General features: G+C 63.5%; 16 protein-coding genes. 3 read left to right on the forward strand and 13 right to left on the reverse strand.

What is annotated here, in order from left to right:
* Positions 1 to 76 precede the first annotated feature (76 nt).
* The 4 genes from ABLE85_RS08025 to ABLE85_RS08040 all read right to left on the reverse strand — a co-directional run bounded on the left by ABLE85_RS08025 (position 77) and on the right by ABLE85_RS08040 (position 3,464).
* Entirely contained in the window at positions 77 to 937 is an 861-nt protein-coding gene (locus tag ABLE85_RS08025; protein WP_348792194.1) for an NlpC/P60 family protein, read from the reverse strand.
* Positions 934 to 1,284 carry a MarR family winged helix-turn-helix transcriptional regulator gene (locus ABLE85_RS08030; protein WP_348792195.1) on the reverse strand — a complete coding sequence of 117 codons (351 nt, stop codon included), beginning with the start codon at positions 1,282 to 1,284 and terminating at the stop codon, positions 934 to 936. The genes ABLE85_RS08025 and ABLE85_RS08030 overlap by 4 nt, the downstream gene beginning before the upstream one ends.
* A gap of 58 nt (positions 1,285 to 1,342) precedes the next feature.
* A complete protein-coding gene (locus ABLE85_RS08035; RefSeq protein WP_348792196.1) occupies positions 1,343 to 2,716 on the reverse strand; it encodes a leucyl aminopeptidase family protein in 1,374 nt (457 codons plus the stop codon).
* 133 nt (positions 2,717 to 2,849) lie between these two features.
* The gene (locus tag ABLE85_RS08040) at positions 2,850 to 3,464 is read right to left on the reverse strand and encodes a DsbA family protein (protein ID WP_348792197.1); all 615 of its coding nucleotides are present in this window, start codon (positions 3,462 to 3,464) and stop codon (positions 2,850 to 2,852) included.
* Between the two features lie 308 nt (positions 3,465 to 3,772).
* On the opposite strand from ABLE85_RS08040, the gene ABLE85_RS08045 reads away from it, so the two are divergent.
* Positions 3,773 to 4,564: a tetratricopeptide repeat protein gene (locus tag ABLE85_RS08045; protein WP_348792198.1), complete on the forward strand. Its 792-nt coding sequence runs from the start codon at positions 3,773 to 3,775 to the stop codon at positions 4,562 to 4,564.
* 95 nt (positions 4,565 to 4,659) lie between these two features.
* Here the strand turns inward: ABLE85_RS08045 and ABLE85_RS08050 are convergent, their stop codons facing one another.
* The 9 genes from ABLE85_RS08050 to ABLE85_RS08090 form a co-directional block, all read right to left on the reverse strand.
* A complete protein-coding gene (locus ABLE85_RS08050; RefSeq protein ID WP_348792199.1) occupies positions 4,660 to 5,649 on the reverse strand; it encodes a type II secretion system F family protein in 990 nt (329 codons plus the stop codon).
* A gap of 5 nt (positions 5,650 to 5,654) precedes the next feature.
* Positions 5,655 to 6,668 (reverse strand): type II secretion system F family protein, encoded by a 1,014-nt coding sequence (locus ABLE85_RS08055; RefSeq protein ID WP_348792200.1) that lies wholly within the window; start codon positions 6,666 to 6,668, stop codon positions 5,655 to 5,657.
* A 13-nt stretch (positions 6,669 to 6,681) separates the two neighbouring features.
* Positions 6,682 to 8,148 (reverse strand): CpaF family protein, encoded by a 1,467-nt coding sequence (locus ABLE85_RS08060; RefSeq protein WP_348792201.1) that lies wholly within the window; start codon positions 8,146 to 8,148, stop codon positions 6,682 to 6,684.
* A gap of 23 nt (positions 8,149 to 8,171) precedes the next feature.
* Positions 8,172 to 9,449 carry a CpaE family protein gene (locus ABLE85_RS08065; protein WP_348792202.1) on the reverse strand — a complete coding sequence of 426 codons (1,278 nt, stop codon included), beginning with the start codon at positions 9,447 to 9,449 and terminating at the stop codon, positions 8,172 to 8,174.
* Positions 9,450 to 9,475: 26 nt separating this feature from the next.
* Positions 9,476 to 10,165, reverse strand: coding sequence for a CpaD family pilus assembly protein (locus ABLE85_RS08070; protein WP_348792203.1), 690 nt, complete (start codon positions 10,163 to 10,165; stop codon positions 9,476 to 9,478).
* A 14-nt stretch (positions 10,166 to 10,179) separates the two neighbouring features.
* Positions 10,180 to 11,772 carry a type II and III secretion system protein family protein gene (locus ABLE85_RS08075; RefSeq protein WP_348792204.1) on the reverse strand — a complete coding sequence of 531 codons (1,593 nt, stop codon included), beginning with the start codon at positions 11,770 to 11,772 and terminating at the stop codon, positions 10,180 to 10,182.
* Positions 11,769 to 12,581, reverse strand: coding sequence for a Flp pilus assembly protein CpaB (cpaB, locus tag ABLE85_RS08080; RefSeq protein ID WP_348792205.1), 813 nt, complete (start codon positions 12,579 to 12,581; stop codon positions 11,769 to 11,771). Before cpaB ends, ABLE85_RS08075 begins: the two co-directional genes overlap by 4 nt.
* Positions 12,582 to 12,773: 192 nt before the next feature.
* Positions 12,774 to 13,295, reverse strand: a complete 522-nt coding sequence (locus ABLE85_RS08085) for a prepilin peptidase (RefSeq protein WP_348792206.1) — start codon at positions 13,293 to 13,295, stop codon at positions 12,774 to 12,776.
* A 178-nt stretch (positions 13,296 to 13,473) separates the two neighbouring features.
* On the reverse strand, positions 13,474 to 13,650 hold the full coding sequence (locus tag ABLE85_RS08090; protein ID WP_348792207.1) for a Flp family type IVb pilin: 177 nt from the start codon (positions 13,648 to 13,650) through the stop codon (positions 13,474 to 13,476).
* Positions 13,651 to 14,039: 389 nt separating this feature from the next.
* On the opposite strand from ABLE85_RS08090, the gene ABLE85_RS08095 reads away from it, so the two are divergent.
* Entirely contained in the window at positions 14,040 to 14,432 is a 393-nt protein-coding gene (locus tag ABLE85_RS08095) for a pilus assembly protein N-terminal domain-containing protein (protein WP_348792489.1), read from the forward strand.
* Positions 14,433 to 14,551: 119 nt separating this feature from the next.
* Positions 14,552 to 15,136, forward strand: coding sequence for a TadE/TadG family type IV pilus assembly protein (locus ABLE85_RS08100; protein ID WP_348792208.1), 585 nt, complete (start codon positions 14,552 to 14,554; stop codon positions 15,134 to 15,136).
* Positions 15,137 to 15,139 lie beyond the last annotated feature (3 nt).

Consider the following 15,139-nt stretch of genomic DNA (forward strand, 5'->3'; position numbering starts at 1 on the left):
CCGCGAAGCGGCAATTGGTACCGGCCGCCCCACTTCGTCATCCTCGCCCCCCCCAAGGGGGGGGGAGAGCGCCCCCTCACAGCCGCCGGAACACCGAGGGGGCGCCGTATTGCGGGCGGATGCGCTCGATTGCGTCCTTCAGCGGCTCGCGGGTGACCATCATGGTGTTGCCGCTGGCGTGAATGATGTTTTCCGCATCGACCATGATCGCGACATGGCCCGACCAGAAGACAAGGTCGCCGCGCTGCAGGCCGGAATAATCCGCGCCCGTCGCCACCGGCTCGCCAATGGTCGCTGCCTGCATGTCGGAATCGCGCAGCACCTTGCGCCCGGCCATCAGCAGGGAAAGCTGCGCAAGGCCCGAGCAGTCGATGCCGAAGCCGGAAACGCCGCCCCACAGATAGGGCGTGTTGATAAGTTTCTCGGCCACCGCGACGAAATCGGCGGCGGCATGATCAAGCGGCGCAAGATGCGAGTCGATCACGGCCTCGCCGGAAGGCAGCAGCGCATAGCGCGTGCCGCGCGTTTCGGCATGGCCGACGACGGTGACGAGCGAGCCCATGGACAGCTCACCCGCGCGGGCAAAGCGCAGGTCGGCGCCCGGGTAGACAAAACTGCGCGGCGCGATCACTCGGTGCGTCGGCGCGTGTTCACGCGGGCCAATGTCGGTTTCCGCGACATAGCCGACATAGCCGTCGCGCTCGCATTGCATCCACACCCAGCCCGGCGTCTCGTCGAAGACCAGCACGTCGTCGCCATAAATCAGTTGCGTGTCGATGCCGGAATCGGCGCGCGGCTCCTTCTTGACGTCGGCCACCGAGGCGGTGATCCGCGCCGGGCGGCCCGTGACAAAACGTTCGGCGGAAACTTGGCCCTTCAGGCGGGCATCGGCGAGGTCTGCACGGAAGGCATGCAGGCGGCGGTCGTGGGCAGTCAAATCGGCAACTCCATTGCTTTGGCGATGATAGCATCGCCGAAACGTTCGACATAGAGCGCGCCTTCCACGGTGCGCTTGATGAGCACGTTGCGCTTGTCGAGTTCGTCGCGGTGGCGGGACACGAGCTTGAGCGCGCCCATCGTGTCGAGCGCGCGCGTGATCACCGGCTTGGTGACGTTGAGCCGCGCGGCGAGCCCGCGCACCGTGTGCGGCGGCGGGTCGAGATAGATGGTGAGCAAGATTGCCATCTGCCTCACCGTCAGGTCGGGCGCGTCGTCGCGCACTTCGGACAGGTTGACCTGTTGCCAAAGTCGCAAGGCCTGACTCGGACGCAAATGGACTGCCATGCGCCCGAGAATGCACCGAAAACGTTTCGGTTCCGTTTCAGTCCTTGCAAGGCAACCATCAGCCGAAGCGGGTCGCGATCACCCTCTCCAGCGCGCGGATGGCCTGCGCCTCGCCGCCGACCGGGCCGTAGGGCCGCTCGGTCGGGTTCCAGGCGAAGATGTCGAAATGCGCCCAGCTCTTCGCCTTCTCGACGAAGCGCTGCAGGAACAGCGCCGCCGTGATCGAGCCGGCAAACGCGTCGGTGGTGACGTTGTTGATGTCGGCCACCTTCGACGAGAGCTTGGCGTCGTAGGGCTTCCAGAGCGGCATGCGCCAGATCGGGTCCTCGACCTCGACCGCCGCCGTCGCGAGTTCGGCGGCGAGCGCGTTGTCCCCGGTGTAGAAGGGCGGCAGGTCGGGACCCAGCGCCACACGGGCGGCACCGGTCAGGGTCGCCATGTCGATCAGCAGTTCCGGCGCTTCCTCGTCGGCCAGCGCCAGCGCATCGGCAAGGATCAGCCGGCCTTCGGCGTCGGTGTTGCCGATCTCGACAGTCAGCCCCTTGCGGCTCTGCAGCACGTCGCCGGGGCGGAAGGCGTTGGCGGAGATGGAATTTTCCACGGCCGGGATCAGCACGCGCAGGCGCACCGGCAGGTCGGAAGCCATGATCATCGAGGCAAGGCCGAGCACATTCGCCGCGCCGCCCATGTCCTTCTTCATGAGCAGCATGCCGCTGGCCGGCTTGATGTCGAGACCGCCCGTGTCGAAGCACACGCCCTTGCCCACCAGCGTCACCTTGGGCGCATCCTTCTTCCCCCAGACCATGTCGATGAGTCGCGGCGCGGTGGCGGAGGCGCGGCCTACGGCGTGGATCATGGGGAAGTTGCGCTTCAGGAGGTCGTCGCCCTCGGTCACCTCGACCTTGGCCTTGTGATGCTTGGCGAGCTTGCGCACTGCAGCCTCGAGCGCATCGGGGCCCATGTCGCTGGTCGGCGTGTTGACCAGATCGCGGGCCAGGAAGACTGCGTCGGCGACGCGCGCTACCTCGGCGCGGTCGACGCCGGCGGGCAGCGAGAAGCGCAGGTCCTTGCCGGGCTTCTTGCCGTAGCGGGTGAAGACATAGCCGCCCAGCACAATGCCGAGCGCGGCGAGGGCCGGCTTGGCCGGCGTCTCGGCAAAGTGCCAGTCGCCCTCGGGAAGGCTGCGGGCCAGGGCGCCGAGCGCCAGCGCGCCATTCCCCTCCCCGCCATTGCCGAGGCCGAACAGCGCGCCGGCAACCGAGCCGTCGGCGCCGGGCAGCGCCAGCGTGCGGCCGGCCTCGCCGGCAAAGCCGTTCTGCTTCGCCCAGGCGACGGCGGCGGCATCGAGCCCGGCGCCTTCGAGGCCGTCCTTGGCGATGAGATGAACCGGGCGGGACTGTTTCGGCTTCTTGTCAGTGAGGGCGAGCGGCATCAGGGGTTCCTTGACTTGATCGGGACAGCAGGCCGTTTCGGACCGGCTCATTGCGGCGCAAGCCGCCGGTGCATTTCTATCGCCAAGCCGCGCGCCTGCAAAGCGCCGCGCGGCTCGCAGGCGAGCGAAGGAACTATGCCGCCCGCGCTGCCGCGATCGCCTTGACCAGGTCCCGCTCCTGCATCATGCCGGGGTGGATCGCGCTACCGACGATGAAGGAAGGGGTGCCGCGGAAGTGGAATGCACGTGCTTGCGCATAGTTGCGAGCCAGCACGTCTTGGATACGCCTGCCATCTTTGTGCAGCGACTCCTTCAACAGGGCCGGGTCGAGGCCAGCCCTGGCCAGGATCTTTTCGGCCCCATACCACTGAAGCTGCTGCCTGTTGGCCATCAGCGCCCGCATGGCCTTGGCATATTGGCCGGTCTCACCCGCAGCCAGCACCAGGCCCGCAGCTTGGACGGAAGCCTCGCCGAAGATCGGCCAGTCCTTCATCACCAGCCGCACCTTGCCGTCACGCTCGACCACGTTCATGAGGTCCGGAAAACCCCATTTGCAATAAGAGCACTGGTAGTCGAAGAATTCCACGATGGTGACATCACCATCAGGATTGCCGAGCACGGGAATATCGGGGTCGAACAGAACCTCCTTTGCCATCGCGCGCGGCTGCGCAAGCGCGAGCCCTTCCGGAAGCATCAGCGATGCGGCACCAACAACGGTACCGGCAAGCATCTGGCGTCTGCTGATCATGTGAGATCTTTTTCCTTGCTATGACTGCCCGACGTCAAGCGCGACTTTCAGGGCGCCCTTGGCACACGGATATGCAGGGGAATTATGTTCTGTTTGAGGGGGAAAACCCGGTTGGGGGTCGCCCCCGAGAGCTGCCCCGGTCCGGACGAAAGGCGTACCGAGAGCGCCACGGCAACCCTCGTTAACCGTGCGTTAGGGTTAACAGAATATTTCTCCAAAAGCGGAGTGGCCGGGAACGGCCCGCAGGGGCGGATGGAGAACCGACGTCGATGTCGAGCGAGCGCAGGTGGAACGCAACCGGAAAACGGATGATGACGGCGACCCTGCTGCTGGCGCTGGCGGCCGGCGTCGCCGGGTGCGCCACGACGGACAAGATGTCGACGGGGTCGATCGCGCGCGCATCGGGCAAGCCGGTGGAGAGCATGTCGTCGAGCGAACTGGGAAGCGCTGCCGCCTCGCTCGGCAAGGCCTATGCCCAGACCCCCAACGACAAGGCCACTGCCCTGCGCTACGCCAGCGTGCTCGGGATGAACGGTCAGGCCGACCAGGCCCTCGCCGTCATGCGCAAGCTGGCCATCGCCCTGCCCAAGGACCGCGAAGTGCTGGCAGCCTACGGCAAGGCCCTTGCGGCCGTCGGCGAGTTCGAGCCGGCGTTGGACGCCGTCCGGCGCGCCCAGACGCCCGAATATCCTGACTGGAAGCTGGCCTCGGCCGAAGGCGCGATCCTCGACCAGATCGGCCGGGCCGAGCAGGCACGCCAGCTCTATCGCAAGGCGCTGGACATCAAGCCAAACGAACCGTCGGTGCTGTCCAACCTCGGCATGTCCTACCTGCTGGAGGGCGACCTCAAGACCGCGGAGACCTATATGCGCTCGGCCGCCGCCGCGCCCGACTCCGACAGCCGCGTGCGGCAGAACCTGGCATTGGTGGTGGGGCTGCAGGGTCGCTTCGACGAAGCCGAGCAGATTGCCCGCCGCGAGCTTTCGCCCGAGCAGGCCCAGGCAAATGTCGCCTATCTGCGCGGCATGCTCTCGCAGCAGAACGCCTGGAACCAGATCAAGAACCAGGACAAGAAGACGCCCGCCACGGCCACGAACTGAACGGCCGATACGAAGGCGCATCGCCAAAAGCACAAGCCGCGCGGCATCAACCGCGCGGCTTGTGCTTTTCATGGCGTTGTCGCTTGCCCCTGCCCTCAGAAGAGGCCGCGCTCGCTGACCTGGATCCCGGCAGGGCCAAGGATGACGGCGAACAGGACGGGCAGGAAAAACAGGATCATCGGCACCGTGAGTTTCGGCGGCAATGCTGCGGCCTTCTTCTCCGCCGCGTTCATGCGCATCTCGCGGCTTTCATTGGCCAGCACCCTGAGCGCATTCGCCACTGGTGTGCCGTAGCGCTCGGCCTGGATCAGTGCCTGCGCCACCGACTTGACCGATTCCAGTCCGGTACGGATTGACAGGTTCTCATAGGCCTGCTTCCGCTCCTGCAGGTAGGACAGCTCGGCGTTGGTCAGGATCAACTCCTCGGCGAGTTCCACCGACTGCGAGCCGATCTCGTCGGCAACCCTGCGCAGCGCCGCTTCGATCGACATGCCCGATTCCACGCAGATCAGCATCAGGTCGAGCGCGTCCGGCCAGGCCATCTGGATGGACTGTTTACGCTTGGAGGCGCGGTTGCTGACATAGATGATGGGTGCGTAGAAGCCTGCGTAGGCGAAGACGATGCAGACGAACAGCTTCACAAGGCCGGGCTGCTCGGGCAAGCCGCCCAGGAACAGCACGTAGACGCCGGCAAGCGCAAAGCCCGCAAAAGGCAGAACGAGGCGGAAGAACAGGAACTTCGTCAGCGGGTTCTGGCCGCGAAAGCCGGCCACCTTGAGCTTGTTCAGCGTGCTTTCGTCGACCAGCGCGCGTTTCAGGTCCAGACGCTCGACTATGTGGCGCATGCCGATCGACTGTTCCTCGCGCAACCCCTTGCGACGGCGATCGGCCTCGGCGGCAAGCCGTGCACGCTGCTTGGCGCGCAGTTCCTCGCGCTCGAGCGCCACCACCTTCATTCGCGACTTGAGCGGGTTGCCACCGAGTGCGGGCAATACCGTGAAGACGGTCGCGAAGACGGCAATGCTGACGAGCAGCGCGATCAGGAACGATGGGTCGGTAATGGCCTTGACGACGTGATCGGTCATGTCCCCTAGACCTCGAAGTTCATCATCTTGCGCATCACGAAAATGCCGATCGACATCCAGATGCCGGAGATGCCGAGAATGAGATGCCCGGTGCTCGTCGTGAAAAGCGGCATGATATAGTTGGGGTTGGACAGATAGACGAGGAAGGCGACGATGAACGGCAGCGCGCCGATGATCACCGCCGACGCCTTGGCTTCCATGGACAGCGCCTGGACCTTGGCTTTCATCTTCTTGCGGTCGCGCAGCACCCGGGAAAGATTGCCGAGCGCCTCGGACAGGTTGCCGCCGGCTTGGCTCTGAATCTGGATGACGATGCCGAAGAAGCCTGCCTCTGCGCAAGGCATGGTCTCGCCCATCCGCAAGGCCGCGTCGGGAATCGACAGGCCAACCTGCTGGGCCTCGACGATGCGGCGGAACTCGGTCTTGACCGGTTCGGGCGCTTCGCTGGCGATCAGGCGGATGCCGTCATTCAGTGGCAGGCCCGACTTTACCGCGCGCACGATGATGTCGAGGGCGTTGGGAAACTCGTTGAGGAACGCCTTGACGCGGCGCGCCCGTTTGAAGGACACGAACCAGCGCGGCATGCCGAGCGAACCGGCGAGAAGGACGCCCGGCAACACGATCAAGGGTGCGCCCAGAATAAAGAGCAGCAGGGTCAGGCCCACGCCGCAGACGGCCGAATAGATGTAGAAGCGCTCGAGCGAAACCTGCATTCCCGCTTGGCGCAGCTGGATGCGCAACGGCGGCTTCTTGACGTTCTGGTCCTTGACCTTCTGCTTCTGTTCCAGATCCTTCAGCGAATCCTGCACCGACTTGCGGCGCTTGGCGGCCTCCGCCACACGGTCGCGCGCCGCCTTGACCACCGAACGATCCGTCTCGGCGTATTTGACCGTCTGCAGCCGCCTCTCGGCCTTCTTCTCGTTTTCCAGGGACCTGAACAGGAAGGCATAGGCCACGGCACCAGCGCTAAGGCTGGCCAGCACGATGAAGCCCAATACCGTCAGGTCCAGTCCGAACATCTCGTCCCGCTTCTCAATCTGCTCGTTTTTCCATGGCTTCCAGTGCGTTGGCGAGCCGCTGCTCCTCGCCGTAATAGCGTGCCCGGTCCCAGAAGTTCGGCCTTCCGACCCCGGTGGAGACATGCTCGCCGATCAGCCTGCCCGAACCATCCTCGCCCTTGATGTTATAGAGGACGAGATCCTGGGTGATGATGACGTCGCCTTCCATGCCGATCACCTCGGTGACGTGGGTGATGCGGCGCGAGCCGTCGCGCAAGCGCGCCGCCTGGATGATGACATCGACGGAACCGACGATGATCTCGCGCACGGTCTTCTGCGGCAGCGAATAACCGCCCATGGCAATCATGGATTCCATGCGGTTCAGGCATTCACGCGGGCTGTTGGAGTGGATGGTGCCCATCGAGCCGTCATGGCCGGTGTTCATCGCCTGCAGGAGGTCGAAAACCTCCGGTCCGCGCACCTCGCCGACGATGATGCGTTCGGGACGCATGCGCAGGCAGTTCTTGACCAGGTCGCGCATGGTCACCTCGCCCTCGCCTTCCAGGTTCGGAGGGCGCGTTTCGAGGCGCACGACATGCGGCTGCTGCAGCTGCAGTTCGGCGGAGTCTTCGCAGGTGATGACGCGCTCGTCGCGGTCGACATAGTTGGTCAGGCAGTTGAGCAGCGTCGTCTTGCCCGAGCCGGTACCGCCCGAGATGATGACGTTGCAGCGCACCCGGCCGATGATCTTCAGAACCTCCGCGCCTTCGGGCGAGATGGCGCCGAAGCGCACGAGCTGGTCGAGGGTCAGCTTGTCCTTCTTGAACTTGCGGATGGTGAGCGCGGTGCCGTCGATCGCCAGCGGCGGGGCGATGACGTTGACGCGGCTGCCGTCCGGAAGGCGCGCGTCGCAGATCGGGCTCGATTCGTCCACGCGGCGGCCGACCTGACTGACGATGCGCTGGCAAATGTTGAGCAGCTGCTGATTGTCGCGGAATCGGATACCGGTCTGCTCGACCTTGCCGTTGACTTCGATGAATACCTGCTTGGCGCCATTGACCATGATGTCGGCGATGTCGTCGCGAGCCAGCAGCGGCTCGAGCGGACCGTAGCCAAGCACGTCGTTGCAGATGTCCTCGAGCAGTTCCTCCTGCTCGGAGATCGACATCGCGAAGTTCTTGATCGCGATGATGTCGTTGACGATGTCGCGGATTTCCTCGCGCGCGCTCTCGGGATCGAGTTTGGCGAGCTGCGACAGGTCGATCGTGTCGATCAGCGCGGAAAAGACCTGGGATTTGGTGTCGTAATAGGTCTCGCTGCGCTCGCGCGGCGCGCGGCGCGGATCGGGCGCCAGCGACGGCGCCTCGACGGGGCGGCGCGGGGCCGGCGCCGCGGCGATCTTGGTCTCGATGACAGGCGCCGCCGCCGCCGCCACCGGAGCGGGCGCGCGGAATTCGGGCTTTGCCCGGCTTCCGTCATCACTGCCTCTTCTGCCAAACATGTTCGCCTACGCGCCCCCGACGCCTATTTCTTCAGCTTCAACCGGCCGAGAAGGCTGCCGAAGCCCGCTTTCTTCCGCGCCTTGATCTCGCTACGGCCGGTCAGCACGTGGGAAATCTCGTTGATCGTCTGGACGATCGGGTTCTTGGCATCCATCTCGCCCAGCATGCGGCCGTTGTTAGACGCATTGCCGAACAGCTGCGGCTCGAAGGGAATGATGGCTATCGGCTTGACGCCGAGCGGTTCGGCGAAATCGGAGGCCGAGATCTCCGGCCGCTTCGGAACACCCACCTGGTTGAGGATCAGCTTGGGCGCAGCATCGTTCGGGCGCAGCTTCGCCAGCATGTCGATAAGGTTCTTGGTGTTGCGCAGGTTGGCCAGTTCCGGCGTGGCGGTGATGACGATTTCGTCCGCCTTCATCAGCGTGTTCTTGGACCACCCGCTCCAGACGTGCGGAACGTCGAGCACCAGAAGCGGCGCGCTACGCTGCGCGGTGTCGATGAGCTGGGTGAAGGCTTCCGAATCGAAGTCGTAGACGCGATCGAGCGTCGACGGCGCGGCCAGCAGGGACAGCCGCTCCGCGCATTGCGCGAGCAGGCGGTCGAGATAGACCTCGTCCACGCGCTCCGGCGCGAAGACGGCCTCGGCGATGCCCTGCGCAGGATCCTGGTCGAAATTGATGTTGGCGGTGCCGAAGGCCAGATCGAGATCGGCCACCATCACCTCGGAGCTGAACAGGGTCGACATGCTCCAGGCGACATTGTGGGCGATCGTCGAGGAGCCGACGCCGCCCTTGGCGCCGATGAAGGCGATCGACCGGCCGATCGGCTCCGCGTCGGGATCGACGAAGATCGAGGAAATGACGCTGACGACATCGACCATGGAGATCGGGGCGACGACATATTCGGAGATGCCCGAACGGATCAGCTCGCGGTAAAGCCCGACATCGTTGTAGTGGCCGATGATGACCACCTTGGTGGTCGGATCGCAGACTTCCGACAGTTCGCGCAGCGTTTCCAGCAGCACCTTCGGCTCGCTGCGCGATTCCAGGATGATGAGATTCGGGGTCGGTGCCGACTGGTAGAACTCGATCGCCGTCGCCACGCCGCCCATATGCACCTTGAGATGCGCGCGGGCCATGCGCCGGTCCTCGCCAGCCCGCTCGATGGGCCCGGCTACGCCATCCGTTTCGCAAAAGGCCTGGACGGAAATGCGCGGCACCGGGCGCAGCGCGCTCAGGGCTGCCACTTCCTGCTGCGCAGAGGCGCCTTCCAGGTCGGGGTCGTAAGCCAGGTTGTCCATCGTCACATGCTCCGAGCGGAGATTGATCAATATTCGACTTCGCGACGCGGCGCCGGCGTGAAGAAGGGCGCCCTGCGATAGCCGTCGATGACGGTTTCACGCCGCTGGGCATCGATCTCGGTCGGCTGGCGTGGCCCCAGAAGATCAGCCGGATTGGCGACCTGCGCGGCAAGGTTGTTCTGGTAGGCGCAGCCGAAATTGGCGTAGTGCTTGTTGGCCGTGGTGTCGGCCAGATCCTCCGGCCATTGTCCGCAGGGGGTGGTGTAGGCCCGCATCTGCAGATAACTGACGCGGATCGGAGCTGCTATGTTCACCACCGGCGGCTGGTAGGACGAGACGACGATGCGCCCCGCCGGCACGCCGCGTGCGCTCGCAAAGCGAACGAAGTCCCTGCCCACCTCCGTCGCCGCTAAGGAGTTCGGGGTCCCTACGGGCACAAAGATGTTCACCAGAGGCGCAGCCGTGCGGTCATAGTCGGCCAGGAAGCCCTTAAGTGCCACACGCTGTATTTGGGTCATGCCGCGATCGCCGATGCCGACGGGTATGTCGACCACCTGCTCCTTCTCGCCGATCACGATCGGATGATTGGTCCGATAGTCGTCCGGGATGGCGCCCACGACGATACTGTCGCGCTGCGCGCAACCGCCCAGCAGGACGCCGGCCAGGACCGCCAGAGCCGGCACGGTGACCTTTTTGCCAAACCTTGCCTGAGACATGTCCGCTCCCCCGATCACTTGTAGATGTAGCCGACGACGCCGTGATATCGGCCGATCGGTAAGTTGGTCTGCATGGTGCCGTAGACGCGGTTGACCCTGCCGAGGAACATCCCGGCGCCGTCGCTGGCGGGGTTGAAGTTGTCGTCCGGCCTGGCCAGCTCGTTGCGGGCAACCGGCTTGGCCAGATAGGGCGTGATGATGACGACCAGCTCGGTTTCGTTGCGCACGAAGTCGCGGCTGCGGAACAGCGTGCCGAGCACCGGAATCTTGGCGAGGCCGGGCAGGCCGTTCACCGCCTGCCTGACATCGTCGCGGACAAGGCCGGCGATCATCATCGAGCCGCCCGACGGCAACTCTACCGTGGTGTCGGCCAGGCGCTTGCGGATGGACAAGGCGGTCATGCCGGGCGTGTTGAGCCCCCTTCTCGGGATGAAGCCCTCCAGCGGGACCGACCCTTCCGTCGTCGGCTCGGAAACCGAGGTCCGCACCTTCAGGCTTATCCGACCGGGCGAAAGCACGACGGGCTGAAACTCAAGCCCGATGCCGTATTCAAGCTTTTCAATGCTGTATTGTGTTTCGCCTGACTTGTTGTCGTCCGAAACGGCGCTCGAACGTCCGGTAACCAGATTGAATTCGCCGCCGACCTTGAAGGTCGCCTTTTCGCCGGATACCGCTGTGAGGGTCGGTTCCGCCAAGGTCTTCATTACGCCGGACTGCTCCATGGCGTTGATATACGCATCGAGCCTCGACCCTCGGATTGCCAGCTGCGAGCCTGACAGAGGCTTGCCAAGCCCCATGACGTTGTCACTGAGCGCACTCCAGGAGATGCCGTCGATATTGCCCCCAGCGATCATGTTGACGCCGAGCTGCTTCATGACATTGCGGCTGACCTCGGCAACGGTGACCTTCAGCGTCACCTGATCCTCGCCGACGATCTGGAGGAGATTGACGATCTTGCTGACACGCCGCTCAAAGTCGGGATTGTTGATGTCCACGCCGCCGTTGATCGAACCGCCGACCGCGGTCTGCGAATACTGGCCCGTGGTCGCCTCACCGCCGCTGACGAAGACGTTCGCCAGGTCGACGGCACGCTTGGCGTCGAGCGGCGTTTCTACCGTTCCGGTCAGCACGACGTTGTCGTTGATCAACTCGACCTTGACGCTGGAACTGGGGATGAAGCGCTTGATATAGTCCTCAAGGCCGGTCACATCGCGCTCGACGGCCAGATCGAGGCTGACGATCTGCTCGCCATTGGGACCGAAGACGAAGATGTTCGTCTCGCCCACCGACTTGCCGAACAGGTAAATGCGGCGTGCCGTGCGGGTCACCGCATCGGCGACCGCCGGATTGGCCACGAGAATGTCATAGGCGTCGGCCGGCAGGTCGATGACAATCGACTTGTTGAGTCCAAGCTTGATTCGCTGGCTGTCGCGCGCCGACATCGAGCTTACGTGGGCGTTGGCTGCGGTGGCCCGGCTGGCGACGGGTGAGTTCAGATCGGTGCCGGCGAACAGCGTCGCGATCCCGAGGGCGAAGGACGCTGCGGCCCTGGTGCCTCGACGGCCAGCGTTGATGCCCGAGACCGGTGCTTGCTTGTTCGGCCTCATTTGCGCGCCCCCACTTCCGTCACTTCGCCCGACTTGATCAGACGCACGGTGCCGCCCCGTCCGTTGCCTGCGACGAGATAGTCCGCCTCGTTGTCCACCTTTTCCTGCGCGTCGGCGACCGAGCGCAGGGAAAGGGTCAGCCGTTCGGCCATCTGCTGGGCGACAGTGATGATCTCGGCCTGCTGCGGTGTGAGCTCCAGCGTCGCTGTCTCACCAACCTTTACGCGGCGCCCCTCCTCGTCCTCCTGGATCGCCTGGTCGATCGCCAGGACCTTGATGTTCTTCAGGATGGTTTCGGTGAGATAGTTGCTGTTGCTTTTTTCGGTATCGGTGCGGCGCGTCATGATCACGTCGACGAAATCGTTAGGCAGTATGAAACCGCCAGCCGAAGTGTCCGCCGCAATGCGAGTGGCGATGGCGCGCCTGCCGGCGGGCAGGATCGACGACATGAAACTCTGGCCCTCGCCCACCAGCTTGGAAAGACGCAGCGGCTCGCCGGAATACATCGCCACACGCGCGATCGATCCGTTAAGCTTGTCCAGCGCATCCGGCTCGGTGCTGCGGGTGATGAAATTCGAGTTGACGCCGTCGGAAGGCCAGGACTGCCAGGACAGATGCCCTCCGACCGACGCTCCCATCGGAACATCGCTGGCAAGGACGAGAACGTCGGACAGCGCAATGGCAGGCTGCTGCGGACCGGCGCTGACAGGTGTCTCCGGCGGCGCTGCGGTCATATTCTTGGCGACATAGCCCGCGCCACCGGCCGCGGCCACTGCCACGCTCAGAATAATCAGTCGGGATGCAACCATATTTGTCCGACCCCCGCATTCGCAACCCTTGTAGTCAGGGCAGACAATGCAGAGGCAATCGTCAAATTATGGTTAACGCCCCCCTTACGATCATGATTAATTTAGTCTTTACGAAAGACTTCCGGCCACCCGTCATAGTACAGACGGGCGGCAGTTGCGTCGGGCGGGAAGGGTATCAGGCTGAGGTAGCGCCTATTTTGCGGCCAGTTGACCGAGCGCCCAGACCATCAGAGGCGTCTCCGGATAGACCAAAAGTCCACCCAGCCCGAGCGCGATCCCATAGGGGATACCCACGGTCTTGTCGGCAAAATTGCGCAGAAACGGGTTTCTTCCGGTGAAGATGGCGATGGCGGAACCGCGATAGGCCAGGATGGCCATGGTCAGCAATCCGCCAAGAAAGGCCGAGTAGACCAGATATTCGAGCAGATGGATGTCGAAGCCCATCCAGACGGCCGTCGCTGCCAGCAACTTCGCGTCACCGCCACCCATGCCGCCTATGGCAAACAGCGCAAAGGTCACGGCAAGGACCAGCCCGCCGGCGAGAAAGTGCGAGCCGAAGTCCGACCAGGCCATGCCAGTCAACGGCGCCACCAGCGCGAAGGTCGCCAGGAGAATGAGCGGTACCCGGTTGGCGATCGTCATCGACAGCATGTCGGAGATCGCGGCGAAGAGCATGCAGAAGGGAAAGACAACGAAGATCAGCGCTACTAACATCGGCGTCACGCATATGTACAACTACGGCGACGATCAGTGTGGACGCTTTGAATTAAGGATTGATGAGTCGCGACTGTTCTTGCCAGCATGCCGAAGCGAAAAGGGCCGCCGACATGGCGACCCTTTCCGAATTTGGGATCCAGCCCGAGATCGGGCCGCGATCGAGGCTTTCGCCTTATTACTTGGTGGTGCTGTTCAAGTCGGTTGCAATGCTCTTGAACTTGGCGTCGAGCGCGTTGCCGAGCTGGCCGGCGCCGACCATGATGGCGAGGGCGATGAGAGCGGCGATCAGACCGTATTCGATGGCGGTTGCGCCGGACTCGTCCTTAACGAAGCGTGCGAAGATATTGGCCATTTGAGAGCTCCTACTCCACGTTGTTACAGCACTTCCGTCAATATTTCTGGTGCATTGATCGGATGCTCGGAATGTAGCGAGGAGCTCTTTCGATCGGCTTAACAAACAGCCTTACCGAAATCTTTCTGGCCCTGCCCCAATAGAGTGGTTAACTGCGCGCTAAGGGCCGGAGCGCAATTTTATTCGCTGGGAGTAGCGCCTGCGCGCCCGCTTCATCACCCCAATGAATGTACTGCAGACCTCCTTCTTTTTCAGCACTTCCGCCGGCCGGCCAGCGGGCGAAAGCGCACTTAACCCTTGGTTCACCAATGACGTTCATATTCCGTTGAAGACTTTTTCGGGCGGAGCGCCGCATGTCCAGGTTACAGTCATCCACTCGCCTTACCGCAATGGCAGCCGGACTTCTTGCGGCGCCACTCTTTGCCTCATACGCGCATGCCGAGTCCGGAATCGAAGTGGTGATGAACCAGGCCAAGATCATCAGGCTGGCACGCCCCGCCGACACCATCGTCGTCGGCAATTCGTCGATCGCGGATGCGGCGGTGCAAGATGCAACGACCATCGTGCTGACCGGAAAAGGTTTCGGGGTCACCAATCTCGTTGCCCTCGACCGGGATGGCGCTCCCATCGTGGACGAGCAGGTGACCGTGGCACGCGACGCCACGTCGTCGGTGCGCATCTATAGGCGGGCCTCAGTCCAGACCTTGTCCTGCACGCCCTATTGCGAGAGCTCATACAAGGGTGACGCCGAACGCACCTCCGAGGCCGAGATCGGCCGATAGGCAGGCGTGGTTACCCATCGGCAAACGGATGCCCCGCAAATTTAGCAATCATCCAAACCTGGCCTCAATGGATTTGGGCTAGCTTCGGTCCGAACCAGATCGGGATCGGCAGACCGCCCATGAACGACGCTCGGAACAAGACGCATCCCGCCGCCAGGCGACAGCGCGGCCTGTTCGGCCGATTCATGTCGGATCGAAACGGGGCCACCGCGATCGAATTCGCGATGCTGGCCATTCCCTTCGCGCTGCTCGTCTTCGCGATCCTCGAAAGCTGCATATCCTTTACAGCGCAGCAGGTCGTGTCCAACGCCGCCGACGAGGTGGCGCGCCAGTTCCGGACGGGTCAGATGCGGCCCGATCCCAACAACAAGGCAGCGCTGGCCATCAAGGTGCAGAACATGATTTGCTCCCGGCTCGAGGTCATGGTCGCAAAGGGCTGCCCAGGCCTGGCCATCGACATGAAGCAATATGCCAGCTTTGCCGACGCGGCCAAGGTCAAGATCAAGCTGACACCCGACGGCGATCTCGACACCACCGGCTTCAGCATCGATCCAGGCCAGGCCAAGAGCAAGAACATGCTTCGGGTCTTCTACAAATGGCCCGTGATCACCGATTTCATGCGAGCCTCCATGTCCAACATCAAGGGCGGCAAGACTTTGAAATTCAGCATCGCAGTCTGGCAGAACGAGCCTTTCACAGATTGACCG

Origin of the sequence: Mesorhizobium sp. KR1-2, from assembly GCF_040045035.1 — a bacterium.
In the GTDB taxonomy this organism is placed as follows: Bacteria; Pseudomonadota; Alphaproteobacteria; order Rhizobiales; family Rhizobiaceae; genus Pseudaminobacter.

What these genes read in the sequence shown, in the direction of transcription:
- ABLE85_RS08095 (WP_348792489.1), top strand. Translation starts at nt 14,040, where the DNA reads ATGGCAGCCGGACTTCTTGCGGCGCCACTCTTTGCCTCATACGCGCAT.
- ABLE85_RS08055 (WP_348792200.1), bottom strand. Translation starts at nt 6,668, where the DNA reads ATGTTCGGACTGGACCTGACGGTATTGGGCTTCATCGTGCTGGCCAGC.
- ABLE85_RS08050 (WP_348792199.1), bottom strand. Translation starts at nt 5,649, where the DNA reads ATGACCGATCACGTCGTCAAGGCCATTACCGACCCATCGTTCCTGATC.
- ABLE85_RS08070 (WP_348792203.1), bottom strand. Translation starts at nt 10,165, where the DNA reads ATGTCTCAGGCAAGGTTTGGCAAAAAGGTCACCGTGCCGGCTCTGGCG.
- ABLE85_RS08030 (WP_348792195.1), bottom strand. Translation starts at nt 1,284, where the DNA reads ATGGCAGTCCATTTGCGTCCGAGTCAGGCCTTGCGACTTTGGCAACAG.
- cpaB (WP_348792205.1), bottom strand. Translation starts at nt 12,581, where the DNA reads ATGGTTGCATCCCGACTGATTATTCTGAGCGTGGCAGTGGCCGCGGCC.
- ABLE85_RS08060 (WP_348792201.1), bottom strand. Translation starts at nt 8,148, where the DNA reads ATGTTTGGCAGAAGAGGCAGTGATGACGGAAGCCGGGCAAAGCCCGAA.
- ABLE85_RS08035 (WP_348792196.1), bottom strand. Translation starts at nt 2,716, where the DNA reads ATGCCGCTCGCCCTCACTGACAAGAAGCCGAAACAGTCCCGCCCGGTT.
- ABLE85_RS08075 (WP_348792204.1), bottom strand. Translation starts at nt 11,772, where the DNA reads ATGAGGCCGAACAAGCAAGCACCGGTCTCGGGCATCAACGCTGGCCGT.
- ABLE85_RS08065 (WP_348792202.1), bottom strand. Translation starts at nt 9,449, where the DNA reads ATGGACAACCTGGCTTACGACCCCGACCTGGAAGGCGCCTCTGCGCAG.
- ABLE85_RS08040 (WP_348792197.1), bottom strand. Translation starts at nt 3,464, where the DNA reads ATGATCAGCAGACGCCAGATGCTTGCCGGTACCGTTGTTGGTGCCGCA.
- ABLE85_RS08085 (WP_348792206.1), bottom strand. Translation starts at nt 13,295, where the DNA reads ATGTTAGTAGCGCTGATCTTCGTTGTCTTTCCCTTCTGCATGCTCTTC.
- ABLE85_RS08045 (WP_348792198.1), top strand. Translation starts at nt 3,773, where the DNA reads ATGATGACGGCGACCCTGCTGCTGGCGCTGGCGGCCGGCGTCGCCGGG.
- ABLE85_RS08090 (WP_348792207.1), bottom strand. Translation starts at nt 13,650, where the DNA reads ATGGCCAATATCTTCGCACGCTTCGTTAAGGACGAGTCCGGCGCAACC.
- ABLE85_RS08100 (WP_348792208.1), top strand. Translation starts at nt 14,552, where the DNA reads ATGAACGACGCTCGGAACAAGACGCATCCCGCCGCCAGGCGACAGCGC.